This window comes from Actinospica durhamensis, from assembly GCF_018139695.1.
Taxonomy (GTDB): domain Bacteria; phylum Actinomycetota; class Actinomycetes; order Streptomycetales; family Catenulisporaceae; genus Actinospica; species Actinospica durhamensis.
On the sequence record NZ_JAGSOG010000137.1, the window covers coordinates 1 to 22709 of the forward strand.

A 22709-nucleotide genomic window follows, 5' to 3' on the forward strand; every position below is an offset into this window, starting at 1 on the left:
GGCTTGGGCGGAGGGTGGGGACGGCTCGGTTGGGGCGGACGTGCAGCTCTCGGCGCTCGTGCCGGCCCGGGCGCTGCTGGAAGCGGCGAAGCTGCTGCCGGGTGCGGAGCAGGTGCGCATCGGGCTCGGGGACGGGCTGCTCGGCCTCGCGGTCGGCGGGCTGGAGTTGACGCTGCGCCAGCTCGACGGGGAGTTCATCCGCTACGCCCAGCTCTTCCCGGACGAGTACACCGGCGAGGTGGTGCTCGAGGTGGCGGCGCTGACCGAGGCGATCCGGGCGATCGCGCTCGTCGCCGAGCGGCACACTCCGGTCCGGCTCGAACTGGAGCCGGGGCAGGTGACGGTCTCGGCCGGCTCCGGCGACCACGCACTGGCGGACGTCACGCTGGCGGTCGGCTACGAGGGCGAGCCGGTGGTCATCGCGGCGAATCCGACGTACCTGCTCGACGGTCTCGGCGCGCTCGGGACGCCCTATGCCCGGCTGCGGTACCCGGCACGGGTGCGGCCGGTCTTTCTCAGCCCACTGACCGAGGCGCAGGCCGCGGAGGGTCTCCGGGGCGCGGAGACAGGCGGGAACACGAGCCCGGACAACGGCTCTGACGCGCTGTTTCATTACCTGTTCATTCCCTCCCGTGGAGGAGAAAGGGGTTAACGCCGACGACGATGATCCACTAGCCTGCGCGGATGAGAATGATCTCCGTGTACGGTCCGGGCGTGGCCAGGCAGGTCGTGGGCAAGTCGATGGCCGTGCTCGCGGTGATCAGTGTGTTGATCGGGGGCCGGTGGGCCGCGTTCTCGGTGCAGGACCTCGGCAGCCCGAGCGCCGCCGCGCGCTCCACCGGGCACGACGGGCTCTGGCTCGGGCATGCCTGGGTGGACGGGCGCAAGAGCGCGGCCGACGTGGCAGCGCTCGCGCAGCAGCTGCACGGGGGCGGGATCACGGACCTGTTCGTACACGTCGGGCCGCTCTCCGACGATGGATCGCTCGACCCCGCGAAGGCGCCGCGGGCGACCTGGTTCGCCCAGCAGGTACACGAGCTGATACCCGGGGTGCGGGTGCAGGCCTGGCTCGGCGACGAGATCGAGCCGGACGGCCGGATGAACCTGGAGGATCCGGCCGTGCGCGCCCGCATCGTCACTTCGGCCCGCCAGGTGATGGCGCGCGGCTTCGACGGTGTGCACCTCGACCTCGAGCCCGTCGGGGACGCGGACCCCGGCTTCCTGGAGCTGCTCGACGCGGTCCGGCCGGTGGTGCACGCGGCGGGCGGGGTGCTGTCGGTCTCCGGGGAGCAGGTCGAGCCGGAACCGGGGCTGCGCTGGGCGATGGCCGCCGCCGAGGGCCGCGACTCGTGGTGGTCCGCGGGCTACCTGCACCAGGTGGCCGAGCGCGTGGACGAGGTCGCGCTGATGACGTACGACACGGCGCTGTGGAGTCAGAGTGCTTACTCCGGGTTCGTGCGCGACGAGACCGAGACCGCGATGGCCGCGGTCCCCTCGGATGTCGAACTGCTGATAGGACTGCCCGCCTACCACGACGCGCACTCCCTCGGGCACTCCTCGTCCGCGGAGACGGTCGCCGCGGCGTTGCGCGGAGTGCGGCTCGGGCTGCCGGGTGGTGTGCCGAGCGGGCGCTCCTTCGGCGTGGCGATGTACGTGGACTTCGCCGCGACGGCGTCTGATTGGTCTGCCTATTACGCGGACTGGGTGCGGTAGCCGGGCGAAGGACAAGCCGGGCGAAGGTCAAGCCGTGTGCAGGACAAGCCGTGTGCAGGCGGCTACTTCGACGGAAACCTGACCTGCGCGCCGCCTCCGGGAGCCAGCAGTTCGAGCATGCGCGCCGCTTCCGGCTCCACCTCGTTCTCCAGTGCGCGCCGTGCCCGCGTCGTCGGTGCGTGCAGCGGCTCGACCGTCAGCACACCCTGGCCGCCGTCCTCGGCCCCCGCTCGCTCCTCGAAACGCCAGGTCGCGGCGACGAAGCCGTCCACGAGAACCGTTCCCAGGATCCGGCCGTTCTGGGTGAACACCGCGGATCGGTGGGTGGGGTCGAGGATCCGGGATCTGTCCGCGTGCGAAAGCAGGATGTTGTCGTACTCGGGCAGCAGGCGGACGGGTGCGGGTTCGTCCTCGTCGGCCAGGTGCGCGCCGGCGGCGTCGTAGAGCACCGTGCCGTTCGGGTCGGTGTAGCGCTGTAGCCGCTCGCCCAGGCGCTTGACCACCGCGCTGAGCCGCGTCAGGCCGCACCACATCTGCATGTCGCGGACGCTCGCCGGGCCGAATGCCGCGAGGTAGCGCAGCAGTACGGCGTCGAGTTCCTCGTCTGACGCGGTGTCATCGAGGCCCCCATCGATACCGACACCACTGTCAGCCCCGCCGAGCCAGGACTCCAGCGACGTGTGGGTGGCGGCGCCACCGCGTCCCCACAGGCCGCGCGGCGGGACCTGGACCAGGGGGACGAGCTGGCGTACGCCCTGGGCCAGCGCGTTCGGCGCGGCCTGCGGATACTCCTCGGCCAGCAACTCGCCGAGCCGGGCGAAGGTCAGCGGCTCCTGCTCGACGAGCGCGCGGCCGCGCGCTCCGAGGGCGGCCAGGTCCACGCCCTTGAGCTGGGCGCCGAAGTTGTGCCGGAGCCCGTTGTCGATGACGGGCTTGAGTACGCGGCGCAGCAGGACCGCGTCCTCGGCCGTGACGAGGTGGATCGTGTTGCGCTGCAGAGCGATGCGGAGCACACGGCGATCGGTGATCAGCTTCGAGAGTTGCTCGGGATCGAAGCTCTCCAGCCTGGTGTGCAGGCCGAGGTACGGCGGGTTCGGGGCCTGGGCTTGCAGACCCACGAGCTGCTCGATCGCGCCCTCGAGCGTCGGCTGCGCACGCCGCAGCAGCAACTGCCGCGCCAGGAGGGTGCGGTTGAGCGTGCGCGTGCTGAGCTCCGTCATGAGATCAGCCTAGGCGCGGCCACCGACAGAACCCGACCGAATCAAGGCTTCGGGGCAAACCAGACATTGCGCAGATCAGCTCGGCAGCCGAGCGCCACGCGTCACTCGCCGATGTCCTCGTACCACAGCTCGGGGCGCTCGGCGATGAAGGTGCGCATCAGGTCCACGCACTCCGGATCGTCGAGCACGGTCACGTTCACGCCGTGCTCGGCGAGCCAGTCGTGGCCGCCGTAGAAGGTCTGTGCCTCGCCGATGACGACGTGGCCGATGCCGAACTGGCGCACCAGGCCCGAGCAGTACCAGCAGGGGGAGAGCGTCGTGACCATGATGGTGTCGCGGTAGCCGCGCAGCCGGCCGGCGTCGCGGAACGCGGCGGTCTCGCCGTGCACCGAGGGGTCGGCGTCCTGGACGCGGCGGTTGTGGCCGCGGCCGAGCAGAGTGCCGTCGGTGCGGAACAACGCGGCGCCGATGGGGATCCCGCCCTCGGCCAGGCCGCGGCGCGCCTCCTCGCGGGCGACGGCGAGCAGGGCCAGGAAGTCGGGAGCGCCGGGGGTCGGCGAAATCAGGTCCGTCATGTGCTCACCTTACGACGCCGGGCCGGGCCGCCGTCCGCCGGCCCGGGGCGCCCGAGGCCGCGTGCCGCCTCGGTCACGGCCTTGGTGAGCGCGGCCAGCGCGGGCGAGTCGAGCTTCCAGCGCTGCCAGTAAAGCTCCACTTCGACGATGCGGCCGGGGGCGAGATCGACGACCGCGCCGGGCGGCAGCTGGGCCTCCTGCTCGTCCGGGAGCATGCCCCAGCCCAGTCCCGAGGCGACCGCGCCCAGGTACGCCTCCGAGGCCGGGATCAGATGTCTGACCTGGGTGGTTTCCTGAGACGTACTGCCACCGGCGCCCGGGGACCTGCCGGTGAGTTGGCGCAGGAAGCCGTCCTGCAGGTCGTCGTGGCGGTCGAAGATGACCACGGGCGCGGCGGGCAGGCTCTCGCGCAGGGGAGCGCCGCCGAGCCGGCGTTCGATGAACGCGGGTGCGGCGTAGGCGCGGTATGTCATCACGCCGAGCCGCTGCACCCGGCAGCCGGCGACCGGCCGGGGCGAGGAGGTCACGGCCGCGGCGACCCCGCCGTTGCGCAGCAGTTCGGCGGTGTGCTCCTGGTCCTCCCGGTGCAGTTCGAACCCGACCCGCAGCGACTCGGGGACGCGGGCGAGCGCGGGCAGGAACCAGGTGGCGAGGGAGTCGGCGTTGACGGCCACGGCGAGTGTCGTCGGGGCCTGAGTCTCGCCCGGGAGCCCGAGTTCGGCCGCCGCGTCGGCCTCGAGCCGGGCGAACTGCCGGGCGTAGCGCACGAGGACTTCGCCGGATTCGGTCAACGTCAGCGGTTTCGTGCGCGCGAGCAGCACCCGGCCGACGCGCTGTTCGAGCGCCTTCACCCGCTGGCTGACCGCGGACGGTGTGACGTTGAGGGCGCGCGCCGCCGCGTCGAACGTGCCCTCGTCCACGGCGGCGAGCAGGGTGCGGACCTGGTCAAGCGGCAGTTCGGGCATCACATCAGCTCATGATAGTCAGGAAACATGAGCCGAACTGTCGACGCGGACGCGGAAGGCGCCCGGCTGGGAACCGGGCGCCTTCCGCGTAGGCGATCGAGAGAGCTACGGCGGCTACTCGGTCCGCAGCGCGGTGGCGGTGCGGATCCGGCCGGCCCAGCCGGCCGGGCCGAGGGCGCCGATCAGCGCGATCGCGATGCCGCCGAGGGCGAGCAGGGCCACCTCGAGGGGCTGGTAGACGTTGAGCACGTCGGGCGGGAGGGTGGACTGGACGGCGTTGCCCATCAGCGGCATGACGTAGTCGTGCAGGGCGATGCCGAGCGGCGCGCCGATGGCTCCGGCCACGATGCCCAGGGAGAGTACCGAGGTGAGCACCATCGCCGTGGTCTGCCGCGGGGTCATGCCGATCGCCTTGTACACGCCGATGTCGTGCACCCGCTCGCGGGTGTCGAGCATGACGCTGCCGATCACGCCGAGGGCCGCGACCAGCACCAGCATCAGCGTCATCATGACCGAGAGCGCGCCCATGATCAGCTTCAACTTGCCGCCGCCGCCCTGGCCGACGGTGGCGATCGAGTTGCTCGAGGACAGCGCCGCGTTCAAGGACGAGAGGTAGGCGGCCTGATCTACGCCGGGCTTGAGCTGGATGCTGATCGAGCCGAGCGGGACCGTGTGCTGGACCGAGGCGAAGGTGGCCGCGTCGGCGAGTACCTCCATGCCCTGCTGGTGGGTGTCGAAGGCCTCGCCCACGATGGTCAGCGGGAACAGTCTGCCGTCCTCGCCGACGGTGATGGTGTCGCCGAGGTGCAGTCCGGTCGCGCGCAGCAGGTGGGTGGGAACCACCGCCTGGTTCGGGCCGGTGAACCAGTGGCCTGAGACGATCGGGTAGAAGCTCCACGCGCCGCCGCCGGAGAACTCGGTGACGGTCCCGTCCTCGCCGACGCCCTGGACGGACATCGGATAGCTGATCGAGCTGACGTACGCGGCGGTGCCCGGCTGCGCCTCGACGGCCTTGAGTGCCGCGGCCGAGTCCTTCGCGGTGGGCGGCCCGGAGGCGTTCGCGTCGATGTACACCAGCACGCCGCCCTTGTTGTCCGAGACGTCCGTGGTGGCGTGGTCGAGCGAACTGGCCACGCCCACCGCGAAGGTCGCCGCGATCACGCCGAAGACCACGGCCAGGGTCAGCGCCGCCGCCCGGGCCGGGCGGGTGAAGGGCGCCGCCAGACCGAGGCTGACGGGCCGCGGCAGCCGGGTGCGGGCCAGCCGGCGCTGTACGGCCCGGCCGCGGCCGGAGGTCGGGGTGCGCCCGGCGGCCAGGGCGTCGAGCACGGACATCCGCCCGGCCCGGCCCGCGGCGAGCACGGCGGTGGCCACGACCAGGGCGAGCGCCGAGATCGGGACGAGCACCTCGATCGGCATGGAGAGCGGGGGAGTGCCGACGTTCAACGCCTGGCCGGTGTTGCTGAGCAGGGCCAGCGCGCCGACCGTGCCGAACACGGTGCCCAGTGCCACGCCCGCCACACACGGGATGAGCGCCTGCATCGCGCTCATCCGCACCACCTGGGCCGGGGTGCAACCCAGGGCCTTGAGGATCCCGATCCGCCGGGCCGAGGCCGCGACGGTGGCGTTGATGACGCTGGCCAGGATGATCACCGAGAGGATCACCCCGAGGATGCCGAAGGCGCCGAGGAACGGCGGGATGATGGCGTTGCCGCCGGTCTGCGCGGCGGACTGGAGGGTGAGCCAGGACTCCGCGTCGGTGACGGCGTGCGTCGGCAGGCCCTTGGTCACCGCGGTCCGATCGGCCGTGACCTCGGCCGCGGTGGCGGCGGAGGCGAAGCGGTAGAGCATCTCGTATCCGGTGGCGGTGCCGGCCGGGGCGAGCGCGGAGACCTCCTGCGGCAGCACCCAGGCGTCAGCGGTCTGACTCACCGTGTTGGCGACGCCGACGATGGTGAGGGTGGGGTCGCCGGGGGAGTGCGGGAAGGTCAGCGTCGTGCCCATGGGTGAGCCGTCGAGCGGCGAGGAACCCTCGGCGATCACGATCTGGTTCGCCGCGGTCGGCCAGTGGCCCGCGGTGAGCTCCACGTCGTCCACGGGGCCGCCGGGCGCGGCGCGCCCGATCAGCTGCATCTGCGGGAGCGGGAAGTCGGTGAGGTCGAGCCCCGGCATGTTCAGGTCGGTGGTGTAGCCGTTGAGCACGGTGGTCGGGAACGGCCCGGCCGAGGCGGTCACGCCGCTCGCGTGCGCGGTGGCCGCGACCTGCGCCGTGGTGGCCGCCGTGGCGTCGTACTGGAGGGTCAGTTCACTGCCCTGCTGTCGGCCGAACGCCTGGTCGAACGGTGCGTCCACGCCTGCCAGCAGTTGCGCGGCCAACAGCGCCGCCGCCATCGAGCCCGTGGTGACCAGGATCAGGATCAGCGACTGCAGCCTGCGGCGGCTCGCCCCGGCGCGGGCCACCTTGCGCAGCACCGAGCCGGATCCGGCCCGCCGCGCCCCGGCCGCGTGCCGCTCGGCCCGCCTGCGCTCGCGCCGCCGGCTCATCGGGACACCGCCGACAGGGCGCGGTCCGAGACGACGCGGCCGTCGAGCAGGCGGACCTCACGGGTGGCGCAGGTGGCCGCGAGCTCCTCGTCGTGGGTGACCAGGACGATGCTCTGGCCCTGCTCGTTCAGGTCCTTGATCAGTTCCTTGACGTCCTCGCGGGAGGCGGTGTCCAGCGCGCCGGTGGGCTCGTCCGCGAGCAGCAGCGGCGGCCGGTTGATCAGGGCCCTGGCGACGGCCACGCGCTGGCGCTCGCCGCCGGACAGGCGCCCGGGGTAGTGCTTGGCATAGCCGTCCACGCCGAGGGCGGACAGGAGCGTGAGGGCCCTGTCGCGCGCCTCGCCGCGGCCGACCCCGGCCAGCTGCGCCGGAAGCAGGACGTTGTCGAGCACGCACAGGTCGTCGATCAGGTTGAAGAACTGGAACACCATGCCGATGCGGGCCCTGCGATACTTCGCCCCGGCGGCCTCGCCCAGGCGCTCCACCCGCACCCCGTCCACGGTGATCTCGCCGGAGCTCGGCCGGTCGAGTGCGGCGATGAGGTTGAGCAGGGTGGACTTGCCGCTGCCGGACGGGCCGAGCACCGCCACCGCCTCGCCCGCGGACACGGTCAGGTCCACCGGGCCGAGCGCCGGCGGGCCGTTCTCGTAGCTCTTCACGACCTGCTTGAACTCGATGACGGGGGCCGTCATGATGCTCTCCTCAGAGTATGTGGGTACGCCATCGAATAATCGAACTCATCGATGCAGGGCGAGCCTATGGCGCGGGCCCGGTCCGCAGCGTCGCCCCCGCGGCCGAACTTGCGCTACCACCTCCGGCGCATACGCCCGCCGGGTCATCCTCCCGATGTACACCGGCGCGTCCGCCACCATGGGCCGGGCGGCCGATGCCTCGGGGTCCGGCGGCTTGCCACAATGGCGGACGTGAAATGGTTGAGTCGACCCGAGCCGGGCCCGCAGCCGCGCGGCCTCGAACACCTCCTGCGGAGCGTGGGGCCGCTGCCCCGGCCGGGGGTGCGCGAGTACCTGTTCGACGCGGTGCTGGCGTTCGCCCTGTCCTCGCCGATGAAGGCCGCGCGCAACTACTCGCAGGAGCACCTCGGCGGTGCCTACGCGAACGTCATGGACGTGTCCAAGGGCACGCTGACGATCATGGCCCTGACCATGCTCGTCCCGCTGTGCTTGCGCCGCCGCTTCCCGCTCGCGGTGTTCTGGGTGATGCTGGCGATGCTGCCGCTGTGGCCCATGCCGATGATCACCGTGGGCGTCGGCCTGATCATCAGCGCGTACTCGGCCGCCGTGTACAGCCCCTATCGGCGCGTGGCCCACTGGCTGCTGCCGCTCGTGCCCATCGAGCTGTTCATCACCGGCTACGCGAACCTGATCCCGGGCAACAACCTCAAGCTGCTGCCGGTGGCCGTGCCGGTTCTGATGGGGATCTACCTCTACGGCCGGGAGGTGCGCAAGGACGCCGAGGGCATGATCGCCACCCAGCAGCGTCAGCTGGAGCAGGAGCAGCAGTCCGCGATCCGGGCCGCGGTGGAGGGCGAGCGCGCGCGGATCGCCCGGGAGTTGCACGACGTGGTCACCCACAACGTCAGCGTGATGGTGGTGATGGCCGGGGCCGCGCGCAAGGTGCTGGACACCAGTCCACAGCAGGCCACCGACGCGCTGCTCGAGGTCGAGGCGGCCGGGCGCGCCGCGATGACGGAGCTGCGGCAGGTCATGGGACTGCTCACCGAGGACCCGCGCGACCGCCGGGAGCTCGCCCCGCAGCCGGGCCTTGACCAGATAGGCTCGCTGGTCCGGCGCATCCGCACCACCGGCGTCCCGATCGAGTACCGCGTCACCGGGGCGCCGCGGCCGCTGCCGCACGGCATCGACCTGACCGCCTACCGCGTGGTGCAGGAGGCGCTGACCAACGCGATCAAGCACGCCTCCGGCGCCGGCATCGACGTGGACGTGACCTACGCGCCGGCCCGGCTCGAGCTCAGGATCGACGACGGCGGCGGCGTCCCCGGGCAGACCGCGGCCAGCGGCAACGGCAAGGGCTTGATCGGACTGCGCGAACGCGTCGGGGTGCACGGCGGCTCGGTCGAGGCGGGGCCGCGGGCGCTCGGCGGGTATCGTGTACGAGTGCAGATTCCGCTCCCGGCCGAGGACTCGGTGTGAACTCTCTGACGTCGGAGCCTGTCGGCGCCGAACCGCTGCGCGTGGTGGTCGCCGACGACCAGCAGCTGGTGCGCACCGGCTTCCGGATGATCCTGGCCGCCGACGGGATCGAGGTGGTCGGGGAGGCCGCCGACGGGCTCGCCGCGATCGAGGCGGTCCGGCGCACCCGTCCCGACGTGGTGCTCATGGACATCCGGATGCCCGAGCTGGACGGGCTCGAGGCGACCCGGCGCATCCTGGCGGAGCCCGCCGACGCGGTCGCGGACGGCGCCGACGCCCGGCCTCGTATCATCATCCTGACGACCTTCGACCTGGACGAGTACGTCTACGACGCGCTCGCCGCCGGGGCCAGCGGATTCCTGCTCAAGGACGTCACGCCGGAGCACCTCGTCGGCGCGGTCCGGCTGGTGCGCTGCGGCGACGCGCTGCTCTCCCCGGGCATCACCCGCCGCCTGGTGGAGAAGTTCGCCGCCCGCCCGGCCGAGACCAGACCGGTTCGCGCCCCGCGGGCCGAGCTGGCCGCGCTCACCCCGCGCGAACTCGAGGTCTTCCGGCTGCTGGCCCGGGGCCTGAGCAACGCGGAACTGGCCGAGCACCTGGTGCTGAGCGAGGCCACGGTCAAGACGCACGTGGCCCGGATCCTGGCCAAGCTCCAGCTGCGCGACCGGGCCCAGGCCGTCGTCGCAGCCTACGAATCCGGTCTGGTCACCCCCGGCGACGTACCCGACTGAGACGCCCCCGCGCCCTTGTCGGTGGGCCCCGGTAAGGTTCACCAGGACACTGGGGTGACTACCGAGGGGAGTCGGGATGGACCGGGAGTTGGCCGCCGCGTGGGTCGGGGGCTGGGCGGTCTCGCGCGCGACGCCGGCGCCGCGGCGCACGCCCTGGGGGCTGCGCGTGGACGTGGGCACGCCCCGGCAGTACGCCAGGTACGTGATGCTGGAGAGCAGGGAGCCGATCGTGCGCGACCTCGTCTCCCGGGTGCGCACGCCCGCCCTGTGGCTCAAGGTCTTCGAGGAGCCCGAGGTCGTGGAGCCCTGGCTCGGTCCGGAGTGGACCAGGGGCGAACCGGTCTGGCTGATGGCCCTCGACCTCGCCGCCGAGCCGGTGGCGCGGCCGGAGGGCTACGCGGTCGAGGTCGGGCATGCCGAGAGCGTGATCCGGGTGCTGATACGCGCGGCCGACGGCTCGGTGGCGGCGCAGGGCCAGGCGGGCCTCGACGGCGCCACCGCCGTGGTGGACCAGGTAGGCACCGAACCCGCGCACCAGCGGCGCGGGCTGGGCTCCGTGGTGATGCGCACCCTGGCGAACGAGGCGCAGGAATCGGGCGCTACCAGGGGAATCCTCGGCGCCTCGGTCCAGGGCCGCGCGCTCTACGAGTCGCTCGGCTGGAAGACGTACGCGCCGATTTCCGGCTTCGTCTACCGGGGACAGGGCTGAGGGAGCGCAGGGTTGAGAGGGCACAGGGTTGAGAGGGCACAGGGCTGAGGGGGAGAGTGTGCGGGACAGACTGCTGACGGAGCAAAGGCCGACCGGACAGCAGACGCGGCGGCACCTATCGATCTAGGATCGGGCTCATGGCTCTGGGAATCCGCGAACTCCTCGACCTGCCGACCTGGCGGGCATTCGACATCGATGACGCCGGCCGCATCCTGGCCGGTCACGACGCGTCCGGTTCGATCCAACTGGTCGAACTCGGCACGGACGGCAGTGCCACACCGCTGACCGCGCTGCCCGGCGCCTGCAGCGGCCGTTACCTGCCCGGCGAGCGGGCCGTGGTGGTCGTGCACGATGACGGCGGCAACGAGCGGGCGCAGTTGTCGCTGCTGCGCCTCGACCCGCTGCCGGCCGCGGCGGCGGGCCTCGACGGGCTCGAGCCGCTGGTGCGCGATCCGCGGTTCATCCACAACCTCTTCGCGGTCGCGCCGGGCAAGATCGTGTACGGGACCAACCGGCGCAACGGCGTGGACTTCGACGTGGTCGTGCGCACGCTCGCCGACGGCGCCGAGACGGTCGTGTTCGACCAGGGCGGGATGCTGAGCGAGGTCGAGGTGGCGCCGAACGGCCGCGACTGCGCGTTCACCCGCGACGGGACCGCGGCCGTCTCCGACCAGCTGTTTCTCTCCGACGCGCAGGGCGTGCGGGCGATCACCGGCGCGGCCGAGCCGGCCCGGCACTCCACCTTCTTCTGGGACGCCGACGGCCGCTCCTTCGTGGTCAGCTCGGACCGGGACCGGGAGTACATCGCGGTCCTGCGCTACGACGTGGCCGCCGGGACCTGGACCGAGGTGGTGGCCGAACCCGAGCGCAACGTCACCGGATTCCTCTCGCCCGACGGCACGACGCTGCTGGCCGTGGTCAACGACGGCGGCTTCGCCCGGCTGAGCCTGCGCGACGCGCGGACCGGAGCGCTACGCCACCGGCTCGAACTGCCCGAGGAGGGCTGCACCGGGCTCTACCCGCTGCCGGATCCGAAGTGGTCGGCCGACTCCCGGTACGCGGTGATCTCCTTCACCGGCCCGGTCACCCCGGGCGACATCCTCCGGGTCGACGTGGTGGAGGGCACGGTCCAGCAGGTCACCGACTCCGCCGCCGCGCTCGCCGGAGCAAGCCTGGCCCGGCCCGAGCTGCACGCGGTGCCCACCCCGGACGGCGAACTCGTGCCCTGCTTCGTCTACCGGCACCCGGAGCCGGCCGATCCCGGGCTCGCCGCGTCGGCCGTGCTGATGATCCACGGCGGCCCGGAGGCGCAGGCGGTGCCGGCGTTCAACCCGCTGCTGCAGGCGCTGGCCGCGCAGGGGCACACGATCCTGGTGCCGAACGTGCGCGGCTCGGACGGATACGGCCGGCGCTGGGTCTCCCTCGACGACGTCCGGCTGCGCCTCGACTCGGTCGCCGACATGGCCGCGCTGCACGCCTACCTGCCCAAGCTGGGCGTGGACCAGGAGCGGGCCGCGCTCTACGGCGGCTCCTACGGCGGATACATGGTGCTCGCGGGTGTGGCCTTCCAGCCGGAGCTGTGGGCCGCGGCCGTGGACGTGGTCGGCATCTCCTCGTTGGTGACGTTCCTGCGCAACACCTCGGCGTACCGGCGGGCCTCGCGGGAACGGGAGTACGGCTCGCTCGAGCACGACCTCGAATTCCTCGAGCAGGCCTCGCCGCTGCGGTGCATCGACGAGGTGCGCGCCCCGCTGTTCGTGATCCACGGCGCCAACGACCCGCGGGTGCCGCTGTCCGAGGCCGAACAGCTCGTCGCCGCGGTGCGCGCCAACGACGTTCCCTGCGAACTGCTGGTCTACCCGGACGAGGGCCACGGCCTGGCCAAGCGGGCCAACCGGCTCGACGCCTACCCGCGCGCACTCGAGTTCCTGGCCCGGCACCTGAGTGCGGCGGCGCGCGCGCAGGGCTGAGCAACACCGAGAAGGCCCCGTCCGGCCGCGATGCGCGGCGACGGGGCCTTCGTGTTCTTCGCGTTCTTCGTGTGCTGACTGACTTCGGGCCGGCTGGGCTAGCCGCGCTTGGCCGGCGCGGACGGGTCGCTGTCGGCCAGGAAGGAGGCGCAGCGCTCGGCCTCGTCGAGTTCGCCGATCTCGCCGGCCGCCTCGCCCAGGGCGCGTAGCGCGCGCAGGAAGCCCTGGTTGGGCTCGTGCGACCACGGGATCGGGCCGTGGCCCTTCCAGCCGAAGCGGCGCAGCGAGTCGAGACCGCGGTGGTAGCCGGTGCGCGCGTAGGCGTACGCGGCCACCGGCTCGCCCGCGTCGAGCGACTGCTCCGCGAGCAGCGCCCAGGCCAGCGACGAGGACGGGCAGGAGGCCGCGACCTCGGTCGGCGAGGTTCCCGCGGCGAGCAGCTGCTCGGCCCGCGGGTCGATGGGCAGGAAGGTGGGGGGCGGGCCGGCGATGAGGTTCTCAGGCATGGTGTGAGTCTAGGCCCGCACCCTGTCCGTGTTCCGTCGGCGGCCCGCGCCCCGCGGGTCTCGCGTCAGGCCGCGACCTCGGCCAGCACCCCGAGGTCGTCCTCGGAGGCGAGCCGCTCGCTGCGGGAGTAGTACGGGACCTTCTTGACCATGTAGTAGACCATCGGGATCAGACCGATGGCCAGGCCGCCGATGCCGATCTCCTTGGTGCCGTTGCTCAGTCCGTTGCCGAACAGGTTCTCCACGAAGGTGAAGATCATGAAGGCGGCGCCGAGCAGCGGCAGGAAGCCGATGAACAGCGCGTTGCTGAGCGAGGCGAACACCTGCTTGCGGAAGACCACGGTGACCGAGAGCGCCGCGAGGCTGTAGTACACGGCGATCTGCATGCCGATCGCGTTGACCGCGTCGGTCATCACGGTCGAGACGCTGGACTGGAACGCGGCGGCCACGAACAGCGCCAGGCTCACCAGGGTGACCGCGGCGGTGGCCACCACCGGGGTGCGGCGCACGACGTCGACCTTGCCGAAGATCTTCGGCAGGGTGTTGTCGCGGCCCATCGCGAACAGCGAGCGGGAGACCTGGATCAGCGTGGTCTCCAGGGTGGCGATGGTGGAGAGCATCACCGCGATGATCATCAGCTTGCCCATGAACGAGCCGCCGATGACGGTGGCGAGCATCGTCGGCAGGCTGGTGCCGCCGCCGGCGATGGCGTCCTGGCTGAAGAACAGGTTGATGTCGATGGTGAAGAGCTCGAACAGCAGGAAGACGATGACGACGCCGATGATGCCGCCGCGGGCGGTCAGCTTCGAGTGCTTCGACTCCTCGTTGAGGTTCGCCGTGACGTCCCAGCCCCAGTAGTAGAAGGCGGCGATCAGGGCGGCTCCGGCGAAGCCTGACATGCCGTGGAACTGCGTCGGGGAGAACCAGCTCCAGGAGAACGCGGTGCCGTGCCTGCCCGCCTCGTGGAAGAGCGCCACCACGCCCACCACCAGCAGGATCGCCACCTCGATACAGGACATGATCCACTGTGCCTTGGTGGTGATCGTGACTCCGGCCGCGACGATGGCGGCCATCACCACGAACCAGATCGCGCCGGTCGCGGTGACCGCGCCGGTGGACCACTGCTTGTTCTCGTTGAACAGCGAGAGCGTGGCCTGCCCGGCCGGGACCGCGCCCGCCACCATGAAGATCGTGGCCGAGGCCACCACGGCCCAGCCGGAGATGAAGCCGAGGGTCGGGTGCAGCGCCTTGCGCACCCAGGAGTAGGCCGCTCCCGCGTTCACGTCGGCCCGGCCGAGGTGGGAGAAGGCCAAGGCGATGCCGAGCATCGGTATACCGCACCACAGCAGGGCGGCCGGGCCGCCCAGCGCCGCCGCGCCCACCAGCACGGCCGTGGTGGCGGAGATCGAGTAGCCGGGGGCGCTGCCGGCCACCGCCATGACGATCGAGTCCGCGCCGTGCAGGGCGCCGTGGGCCAACTGGGCCGACCCGCCGGAGCCGGGTGCCTGCGGCACGGGCTGCTCCAACTTTTCGCTCATTGCGCGCGACTCCTGTCTCGGTCACCCACGTCAATGGGTGATCACCTGCGAGCTGCAGTTCTTTCCGGGGAGTAGATCACCCTGCGTAGTCGGCATTCAAGAGGCGGTCGCTGATTTTTACATAACGTTCTGGAAGATTGAGTCGCCGATTTTTACACAACGTTCTGGCAGTTCCGAACCCGCTACGCTGACAAGCTGTCGGCGCAGGTGAGCCGAGCTGTCGAGGAGGGCGGAACGTGAGCGCAACGGCCATCGCGGTCCAGGGTCTACATAAGCATTTCGGGGAGAAGGAGGCCGTGGCCGGGATCGAGCTGAGCATCGCCGCCGGCTCCTTCGCCGGGCTGGTGGGGCCCAACGGGGCGGGCAAGACGACCTCGCTGTCCATGATGACCGGGCTGCTGCGCCCGGACCTCGGGCGGATCCTGATCAACGGGGTGGACGTGTGGGCCGACCCGCCCGCGGCCAAGGCGGTCATCGGCGTGGTCCCGGCCGAGGCCCGGCTCTTCGAGCGGCTCACCGGTCGCGAGCTGCTGGAGTACGCGGGGCGGCTGCGCGGCATCGACGTGGCGGCGTGCCGGTCCCGGGCCGAGGAGCTGCTCGGCGTGCTCGACCTGGTCGGGGACGCGAACCGGCTGGTCGCGGACTACTCCACCGGCATGCGCAAGAAGATCGCGCTCGGTAGCGCGCTGATCCACAATCCGTCGGTGCTCTTCCTGGACGAGCCGCTCGAGGGGGTGGACCCGGTCTCCGCCGACTCCATCCGGCGGCTGCTGACCCGGTTCGTGGCCAGCGGTTCCACCGTGTTGTTCTCCAGTCACGTCATGGAGTTGGTCGAGCAGGTGTGCGACCACGTCTCCATCATCGACAAGGGCCGGATCGTGGCCAGCGGCACCACGGACGAGGTGCGCGGCGGCAAGACGCTGCACCAGGCCTTCATCGACCTGGTCGGCACCCGGCTCGACGGCGGGGAGGGACTGTCGTGGCTTGGCTCCTCGTCCGCCTGAAGCTGCGCCTGCTGCGCAACGCGCTGCGCGGATCGCGCCAGGCCCGCGGCGCCTTCATCTTCAGCTGCATCGCGGCCGCCGTGGTGGCCGTGCTGATGTTCCTGGGCCTGGCCGCGCAGCGCGGGCAGAGCGAGGGCGTGGCCGTGGCCGCCACCACCTTCACCTCGCTCGCCTTCGGCTGGCTGATCCTGCCGCTGCTGGTGTTCGGCCTCGACTCCACGCTCGACCCGGCCACGCTCGCGCTCTATCCGCTGCGCACCCGCCCGCTGGCCTTCGGCCTGCTCGCCGCCTCGGCCGCGGGCGCCTGGCCGGCCGCGAACCTGATCGGGCTGCTCGGGGTGACGGTCGGGGTGGCCCGCGGCGCGCTCGGCGTGCTGTTCGCGCTGGTCGCGGTCGTGCTGCAGTTGCTGTTCTGCATCGTGCTCGCGCGCGCCGTGACCACCTCGTTGGCCGGGCTGCTGCGCTCGCGCCGGGGCAAGGACTTCGCCGCGCTGCTGATCATCCCGATCTTCGCCCTCTACGAGACCTTCGTGCAGCTCGTGCCGCGGCTGACCGCGGAGGGGAAGATCAACGAGCACACCTTCGACGGGATCGACAAGGTGCTGCGATGGACGCCGCCGGGCCTGGCCGCGCACGCGATCCAGGACGCGTCCACCGGGCACGCGCTGACCGGGCTGGCCCGGCTGCTGCTGCTCGCCGCGATCGTGTTCCTGCTTGGGCTGGCCTGGATCAGGTCGCTGGACCGCGCGCTGGTCACGGTGGACACGAGCACCCAGGCGGTGGCGGTGCGGGCCTCGGCGCTGCCGTTCGCCGCACGCGGCCTGCGCGGCACGATCGCCGCCCGCGCGCTGATCTACCAGCGCCGCGAGCCCGGCGCGAAGATCTTCTGGGGCATCGTGCTGGTGATCATGGCGGCTTCGGCGGTCGGTACGGTACGTACACCTTCTTATCTCGGAGGCCTGATCGGCAGCGCGGTGATCGGCGCCGCGTTCGTCGGCATCTTCAACGCCGACGCGATCGGCATGACCGGCCCCGCCTTCGGCTTCGACGCCATGGCCCTGCACAGCCGCGCGAGCTGGCGCGACTACTTCGCCGGGCTCGACCTGGTGCTGCTCGCCTTCGCCGTACCGCTGACCGGGCTGCTCTCGTTCATCCTGGCCTTCGCGGCCGGGCATCCGCTCTCCGGCTTCATCGCGCTGGCCGTGGACCTGGCCGGCGTCGGGATCGGCACGGGCCTGGGCAACATGATGAGCGTGCTGCTGCCGTACCCGGTCGAGCGGCGGGTGGGCAGCCCCTCGCCGCGCGCCATCGACGGCTACCGCGGCCAGGTGCTCGCCGCGACCTTCCTCATCCTGATCCTGACCGGCGTGCTGCTGGCGCCGGTGATCGTCGCGGGCCTGCTCACCCAGCACGACCCGGCGGCGCTGCGACTGCCTCCGCTGCTCGCGGCGTCGGCCGTCTACGGGCTCGGCCTGTGCACCGTGTTCCGGCGCACGGCGGCGCGGCTGGCCGAGAACCGGCTGCCGGAACTGTGCGAGATCGCCTTCCGCAGCAAGCTGTGACGCGGTGACGCAGCCCACTGTGATGTGATGGCACAGTGGGCTGCGACGCGGCGACGGGTGAGGGCGCCGGCCGGCTCAGGCCGGCCGCCTGCCGTGGTTGGCCTTGCGCCGGCGCCGGGCCCGTCGCTTGTTCGTCTTCTTCGACATGGACACCTCGCTCGGTCGCCGGGCTCCCGCGTTCGGGAGTCTTCCAGCGGCCCATACCCGCCCGGATGATCCCTATTCGAGGCCCCTTGCCGCTTGTACCATCACCGGCATGACCTTCTCGCTCACCGTTCTCGGCGCGGCCACGCCCTATCCCGCCCCCGACGCAGCCTGCTCCGGCTACCTGCTGCGTGCCGGGGCGACGAAGGTGTGGGTGGACGCCGGGTTCGGCACCTTCCAGAACCTGCAGCGCCACCTCGAGCCGACCGAGCTCGACGCGATCTGGATCTCGCATCTGCACCTGGACCACAGCCACGACCTGCAGACCGCGTTCTACGGGCTCGCCTACGGCGGCTTCGCGCTCAAGGCGCCGATCCCGGTCTACGGGCCGCCCGGGTGGGTGGCGAAGTACTTCGGCGAGCACGCCGGGCACTTCAGCGACATGACCGACGTCTTCGAGCCGCACGAGATCGCCGAGGACTGGAGCCACCGGATCGGCGACCTGCGGCTGTCGGTGTGCCGGGTGCGCCACAGCCAGCCCGCGTACGGGCTGCGGGCCGAGTACGAGGGCAGAGTGCTGGTGTACTCGGGCGACACCGCGCCGTGCGAGGAACTGGTCCGGCTCGCGGCCGGCGCGGACCTGTTCGTGTGCGAGGCCGACTTCGACTCGCCGGAACAGCGCACCCACCTGATCCTGCACTCCACGCCGGAGGAGGCGGCCGGGATGGCGCAGGCCGCCGGAGTCAAGAAGCTGATGGTGACGCACGTGGCCTACTCCCTCGGCGCGGACGTGGCGACCGCGCGCGCCGCCGCGGCCTTCGGCGGCCCCACGGTCACCGCCAGGGACAACGAGACGCACGAGATCTGAGGCGCGGCGGCCGGTGACCGCCGCTGCCGTCGCACGCCGCCGCGCGGCCCCGATCCGGAGAGGGGATCGGGGCCGCGCGGCGCGGTTCGTACGGGTCCTGCGATTCAGCAGCCCTGCCCGACCACCTGCGCGTTGTACGCGTCGTAGTCGAAGTTCCAGCCCTTGGCCAACGGCCCGTCGCTGGGAGCGCCGGAGTCGTTGACCAGGACGGCGCTCTGGCTCTGCGCGTAGCTGATGTAGCCGTGGTCGAGCTTGTAGATCAGGTCCAGGCTGCCGACCTGGTACTGGCTCGCGCCGGCCGCGCTCGCGCAGCTGAACGCGCCGGTCGCGGTCATCGCCACCCGGCTGCCGGTCACGTTCATCCAGCCCTCGTACACGTACAGCGCCGAACTGCGCAGGCCGCCGGAGTCGGTGGAGTCGAACTCGTGGCCCATGCCGAGCAGGCCCTGCTCCGGGCTGGTGCTGCCGTCCGCGATGGACGCGGTGACCGACGCGCCGTTCGAGGTGCCGGAGACCGAGCTCGTCACGGTCTTGTCGAAGGTGTCCTCGGCCAGCTGGTTCCAGATGCCCATCTCATCGCTCGCCGCGTGGCCCTTCCACAGCCACGCGGGCTGGATCGCCGCGTTGGCCGCGGTGCCGACGGTGGTGAAGCAGCCGCCCGCGTTGGTCAGCCCGGCCGCGTCGAGGACGGACGCCTCGGTGGCGTCGCTGAAGCTCGCCAGCATGGTGTCCCAGGTACTCGGGCCGAAGTACTCGATCGCGGCCAGTTCGACGTCGACGTATCCGTCCTCGTAGTTGGGGTTGTTGGTCTTGGCGAAGTCGCCGAAGCCGCAGATGCCCGAGGAGAAGTCGTTCGCGTCGTTGTAGGCGTAGTTCCCGCCGTAGCCCAGCGCCGCCATCAGCAAGCTGACGTCGTTCTGCTGCGCCGCGGTCAGCTCGCTCCACACCGGCCCGTCCTTGACCAGCAGCAGCGCCTGGGCCACCGGCGCGGCCGACCAGCCCTCGAGGCCGCCGTCGGCGTCCGGTTCGTGGCCGCCGCCGACCAGGTTGGCCACCTGCTTGAGCAGGGCGCCCTCGACCGTGGTCCCGCTCGTCGCCTTGGCTCCGGGGTCCTTGAGGTCGACCAGGGCGAGGTAGTAGAGCACCTTCGACTCGTAGATGTCGGTCGGACTGGTGCCCGGCCGCGGCGTGCCCGAGGTCGGCGCGGCGAAGGCGATCAGCGGCGCGGCCACGGCGGTGTCGATGTCGGACTGGGTGAAGCTCGCGGCGGTCGGAGTGCCGGTGGCGGTGGCCGAGGCGGAAGCGCTGGCCGACGCGGACGCGGACGCCGAGGAAGACGCCGACGCCGACGCTGACGGGGACGCAGAAGCCGAAGCCGAAGCCGAAGCCGACGGCGAACTGCTCGCCGTACTTCCCGGATACGTGACCGTCAGGTTCGTCGGCGCCGAGTAGCTGCCGGTGTCGGCGCCCTCGAACCCGAAGGTGGTGCCGGCTCCGGCGGCCAGGGTCGTGTCGTAGCTCAGCGCCGTGAACGTGTACTGACTCCCGCTCACCGCCTCGCCCGCGCGCCAGTACGAGGTCACGGTCATGCCCGCGGCCAGGGTGAACTGCACGCTCCAGCCGGAGATCGTCGCGCTCGAGGTGTTGGTGACCGTCGCGGTGTCGTCGTAGCCGCCGGTCCAGGTGCCGGCCGAGATGCTCACGGTCAGACCGCCGGCCGCACTGGCCGGAGAGGCCAGGGCCAGGCCGGCCGCCGCGGCGGCCAGCAGGCTGAAGGCGGAGCCGAGGATCAGGCCGCGCAGGCCGAACCCGCGGGCCCGCACGGTTGCTCGTCGGGTCAACGTCGTCCCTTCGCGCGAAATGAGTGAGGTGGATGATGAGGCGTTCAATACCGTGTGACGACTTCAGTGTGCCGATCTCGGCGGTTACCGCAAATGGTCTGGACAAGCCATCCGGCCCGGATACGGCGTCAGGGCCCCGAAACGCTCGCGCATTCATGGCGAAATTCTTGAAAGTTACCCCCATACGCACGCGTCCGGTGAAAGCATGGCGTGGACCCGAGGATCCGCCCACACCCGAGGAGTCCCCTTGCCGCATCGTTATTCGCGACCGCGACCCTCCCGCCGCGTCCGGCTGAGCCTGATCGTGGCCGCGGTGCCGCTGCTCATCGGCGCGATGGCGGTGGCGGCCATCGCCTCGCCGCTGCACCACGGCCCGAGGCCGATCGGCCCGGGGCACCGGCCCAGCCGCTCCGCCTCCGCCGGGGGCGGCGCGTCCGCGGCGCCGACCGGCGGCGGCACCGCGATATCGAGCCCCGCGAACGCGGACCCGAACTGCACGCTCGTGGTCCCGGCCTCGCCGCTCACCGCCCGCGGCCTGGCCACGCCCTACCGGCTGACCGCGACGAACCCCGAGGAAGGGCCCTGTCACGAGGCCGACTCCGCGCAGTCCGCGTTCGTGCAGGCGACCGTGTACGACCCGGCCACCGGCGCGCTGTCCGTGTACGACCCGCTGGTGATCGACGCGGGTACCCGCCCGGCCGCCGCACCCGTGCTGCCGGTGCTGCCGGCCGACGCCGTGGTCGGGATCTGGTTCGGCTACGACGGCGACGACCTGACGCTCAGCTCCGCCACCCCGGGCACCCTGACCGGGGCCGGCTGCGTCAACGGCCTGCCCGGCTCGGTGTTCACCCAGTACGCGTACTGCGACGCCGTGCCGTTCTTCACCGCGGTGAACCGGGGCATCGCGGCGCACAAGCTCACCGTTCCGGCCCTCGGCACCGCCGTCGACGGCAAGCCGTGCCCCAGCACCCGCGACTTCTCGATCGTGGACCAGGACCAGAGCGACAACGTCACCACCCAGTACCTCGCCGCCCCCGACGGCCGCACCGCCCAGGACACCCCGGCCGACACCGCCCGGATGACCGGCGCCGTCGTGCTGGCCAACCCCAGTGACAACGCCCTGCTGGACGAGTTCGTCGATCCCACCCTGGGCTGTGCGGCCTGGCAGGTCAAGGATCTGGCCGCGGGCGGCGTCACCACCTCACTCGCCCTCGACGAGATCCAGGCCGCGGCGCATCAGGGCGCGCCCGCCGCGCTGGTCCCGCTCAACGACCCGATGACGCTGGACGGGGTCACCCAGAGCACGCGCAAGACGAACCTGTACCGGGCCGGAGTGGATCAGGCCGCGCTGCCGGCCGGGCAGCGGCCCGCCGCGTACTGCCGGGACATGGACACGATCCAGACCGCGCGGCTGAAACTCGACCGCGCCCGCTTCGCGGCCGCCCCCTCACCCGATCCGGCCGCGGCCGACAGCCTGCTGACCTTCCTGGCCGGGCGCCTGCAGGGTTCGTTCGAGAATCTCGGATGCGCCGGATACGGTCTGACCAACCCGATATCCTCCGAACAGACCGACGGCAACGGCGTCCTGGTGGGCTTCACGTTCGCGGGCGCCGCGTCCGCCACGCCGAGCCTGTCCCCGTCGCCGTGAGCCCGCCGAACGCGGCCCGCGCGGCTCAGCCGAGGAGAAAACCGTGTCCCGTCCGCGCACCAACCTGACCTCCACCGTGATCGGCACGCCGGATCCGAGTGCCCTGGCCCGTTTCTACGCCGCCCTGCTCGGCTGGGAGGTGCGGCGCGACGAGCCGGACTGGGCCACCGTGCGCAGTGCGGACGGCGGACCGGGGCTCTCCTTCCAGTACGAGGAGCACCACCACCGCCCGGTGTGGCCCGGGCACGGCGCGGCCGAGGAGCAGCAGATGATGATGCACCTGGACATCGAGGTCGAGGACCTCGCCGCCGCCAGCGTGTACGCGGTGGGACTCGGCGCTTCCGTGGCCGAGTTCCAGCCGCAGGAAGGGGTCCTCGTGCACTACGACCCGGACGGCCACCCGTTCTGCCTGTGGGTGGCCGCCGAGGAGTGAGCGTGACGCAGGGCGTCGGTGGCGCGCGGCAGGTGTCGTCAGGAGACGGGCACGGTCAGCAGGATCTGGCCGTTGGTCGTCTCCACGACGAACTGCCGGATGTCCGCGGACTGCATCGCCACCCCGCCCGGGATCGTCGCGCTCTGCGATCCGGTGTAGGGCGCCCACCAGCTGCCGGCCACCGACCGGTTGCCGTGGCCGTCCACGGCGTACATGACGCAGTTGTCGCCGGCCGGCACGCCCTTGAGCGTGACCTGCACCCAGCTGCCCCACTCGGTCGGCCGGTACTGGACCGTGCCGGAGACGCCGTCGGAGACGTTGACCGCGCTGACCGTCTGGGCGGAGACGTTCTCCGGGCCGCTCGAGGCGTACAGGCCCACCACGATGCCCACCGAGGCGAGTCCGACCAGCGCTCCGGACAGGGCGGCCGAGGCTCCGGCGTGGGTGGGCCAGCGCAGCCGGCCGCGGGCCCGGCGCCGCGCGCGGGGCACCGACGCGGCGGTCGAGGGCGTGTACGTGCTCTGCGGCGCGCCGGGCGGGTGCGGAGCCGGGGTGACCGGGGTCAGC

General features: G+C 71.9%; 19 protein-coding genes and 2 pseudogenes. 11 read left to right on the forward strand and 10 right to left on the reverse strand.

The features are described 5' to 3' along the window. Both KDL01_RS23890 and KDL01_RS23895 read left to right on the forward strand, forming a co-directional pair. Window positions 1–652, forward strand: a pseudogene (locus KDL01_RS23890) (DNA polymerase III subunit beta); the annotation flags it as partial. Window positions 653–684: 32 nt separating this feature from the next. Next, window positions 685–1713, forward strand: coding sequence for a glycoside hydrolase family 18 protein (locus KDL01_RS23895; RefSeq protein ID WP_212530820.1), 1029 nt, complete (start codon window positions 685–687; stop codon window positions 1711–1713). 62 nt (window positions 1714–1775) lie between these two features. On the opposite strand, the gene KDL01_RS23900 is transcribed toward KDL01_RS23895, so the two are convergent. The 5 genes from KDL01_RS23900 to KDL01_RS23920 form a co-directional block, all read right to left on the reverse strand. Next, a complete protein-coding gene (locus tag KDL01_RS23900; RefSeq protein ID WP_212530821.1) occupies window positions 1776–2933 on the reverse strand; it encodes a winged helix DNA-binding domain-containing protein in 1158 nt (385 codons plus the stop codon). Between the two features lie 101 nt (window positions 2934–3034). Further along, on the reverse strand, window positions 3035–3508 hold the full coding sequence (locus KDL01_RS23905; protein ID WP_212530822.1) for a nucleoside deaminase: 474 nt from the start codon (window positions 3506–3508) through the stop codon (window positions 3035–3037). Beyond that, window positions 3505–4476, reverse strand: coding sequence for a LysR family transcriptional regulator ArgP (locus KDL01_RS23910; protein ID WP_368861633.1), 972 nt, complete (start codon window positions 4474–4476; stop codon window positions 3505–3507). The genes KDL01_RS23905 and KDL01_RS23910 overlap by 4 nt, the downstream gene beginning before the upstream one ends. Before the next feature lie 111 nt (window positions 4477–4587). Further along, window positions 4588–7017, reverse strand: a complete 2430-nt coding sequence (locus tag KDL01_RS23915) for an ABC transporter permease (protein ID WP_212530824.1) — start codon at window positions 7015–7017, stop codon at window positions 4588–4590. Then, on the reverse strand, window positions 7014–7709 hold the full coding sequence (locus tag KDL01_RS23920; RefSeq protein WP_212530825.1) for an ABC transporter ATP-binding protein: 696 nt from the start codon (window positions 7707–7709) through the stop codon (window positions 7014–7016). Before KDL01_RS23920 ends, KDL01_RS23915 begins: the two co-directional genes overlap by 4 nt. Window positions 7710–7940: 231 nt before the next feature. On the opposite strand from KDL01_RS23920, the gene KDL01_RS23925 reads away from it, so the two are divergent. The 4 genes from KDL01_RS23925 (at window position 7941) to KDL01_RS23940 (ending at window position 12598) form a co-directional block, all read left to right on the forward strand. Next, window positions 7941–9188: a sensor histidine kinase gene (locus tag KDL01_RS23925; protein ID WP_212530826.1), complete on the forward strand. Its 1248-nt coding sequence runs from the start codon at window positions 7941–7943 to the stop codon at window positions 9186–9188. Beyond that, window positions 9185–9919, forward strand: a complete 735-nt coding sequence (locus tag KDL01_RS23930; protein WP_307846550.1) for a response regulator — start codon at window positions 9185–9187, stop codon at window positions 9917–9919. The genes KDL01_RS23925 and KDL01_RS23930 overlap by 4 nt, the downstream gene beginning before the upstream one ends. A gap of 76 nt (window positions 9920–9995) precedes the next feature. Next, window positions 9996–10628 carry a GNAT family N-acetyltransferase gene (locus tag KDL01_RS23935; protein WP_212530827.1) on the forward strand — a complete coding sequence of 211 codons (633 nt, stop codon included), beginning with the start codon at window positions 9996–9998 and terminating at the stop codon, window positions 10626–10628. Window positions 10629–10765: 137 nt separating this feature from the next. Next, a complete protein-coding gene (locus KDL01_RS23940; protein ID WP_212530828.1) occupies window positions 10766–12598 on the forward strand; it encodes a S9 family peptidase in 1833 nt (610 codons plus the stop codon). Window positions 12599–12696: 98 nt separating this feature from the next. On the opposite strand, the gene KDL01_RS23945 is transcribed toward KDL01_RS23940, so the two are convergent. Beyond that, the gene (locus KDL01_RS23945; RefSeq protein ID WP_212530829.1) at window positions 12697–13104 is read right to left on the reverse strand and encodes a DUF3151 domain-containing protein; all 408 of its coding nucleotides are present in this window, start codon (window positions 13102–13104) and stop codon (window positions 12697–12699) included. Between the two features lie 65 nt (window positions 13105–13169). Beyond that, complete coding sequence (locus KDL01_RS23950; protein ID WP_212530830.1) at window positions 13170–14642, reverse strand: APC family permease; 1473 nt, start codon at window positions 14640–14642, stop codon at window positions 13170–13172. Between the two features lie 236 nt (window positions 14643–14878). On the opposite strand from KDL01_RS23950, the gene KDL01_RS23955 reads away from it, so the two are divergent. Continuing rightward, window positions 14879–15646, forward strand: coding sequence for an ABC transporter ATP-binding protein (locus KDL01_RS23955; protein ID WP_307846551.1), 768 nt, complete (start codon window positions 14879–14881; stop codon window positions 15644–15646). Then, a complete protein-coding gene (locus KDL01_RS23960) occupies window positions 15622–17208 on the forward strand; it encodes a hypothetical protein (RefSeq protein ID WP_212530831.1) in 1587 nt (528 codons plus the stop codon). The genes KDL01_RS23955 and KDL01_RS23960 overlap by 25 nt, the downstream gene beginning before the upstream one ends. 75 nt (window positions 17209–17283) lie before the next feature. On the opposite strand, the gene KDL01_RS47090 is transcribed toward KDL01_RS23960, so the two are convergent. Beyond that, window positions 17284–17355 carry a 50S ribosomal protein bL37 gene (locus KDL01_RS47090; RefSeq protein WP_498037997.1) on the reverse strand — a complete coding sequence of 24 codons (72 nt, stop codon included), beginning with the start codon at window positions 17353–17355 and terminating at the stop codon, window positions 17284–17286. A gap of 109 nt (window positions 17356–17464) precedes the next feature. Here KDL01_RS47090 and KDL01_RS23965 point away from each other — a divergent pair, with 109 nt between their 5' ends. Beyond that, entirely contained in the window at window positions 17465–18220 is a 756-nt protein-coding gene (locus tag KDL01_RS23965; RefSeq protein WP_212530832.1) for an MBL fold metallo-hydrolase, read from the forward strand. Window positions 18221–18324: 104 nt separating this feature from the next. Here KDL01_RS23965 and KDL01_RS23970 read toward each other — a convergent pair whose 3' ends face one another. After that, window positions 18325–20061 carry a cellulose binding domain-containing protein gene (locus KDL01_RS23970; protein WP_212530833.1) on the reverse strand — a complete coding sequence of 579 codons (1737 nt, stop codon included), beginning with the start codon at window positions 20059–20061 and terminating at the stop codon, window positions 18325–18327. A gap of 247 nt (window positions 20062–20308) precedes the next feature. Between KDL01_RS23970 and KDL01_RS23975 the strand changes: the two genes are divergently transcribed. Together KDL01_RS23975 and KDL01_RS23980 are read left to right on the forward strand one after the other, a co-directional pair. Next, complete coding sequence (locus tag KDL01_RS23975; protein WP_212530834.1) at window positions 20309–21709, forward strand: hypothetical protein; 1401 nt, start codon at window positions 20309–20311, stop codon at window positions 21707–21709. Between the two features lie 43 nt (window positions 21710–21752). Continuing rightward, window positions 21753–22142 carry a VOC family protein gene (locus KDL01_RS23980; protein ID WP_307846552.1) on the forward strand — a complete coding sequence of 130 codons (390 nt, stop codon included), beginning with the start codon at window positions 21753–21755 and terminating at the stop codon, window positions 22140–22142. A 38-nt stretch (window positions 22143–22180) separates the two neighbouring features. Here KDL01_RS23980 and KDL01_RS23985 read toward each other — a convergent pair. Then, window positions 22181–22709: pseudogene (locus tag KDL01_RS23985) on the reverse strand (hypothetical protein); the annotation flags it as partial.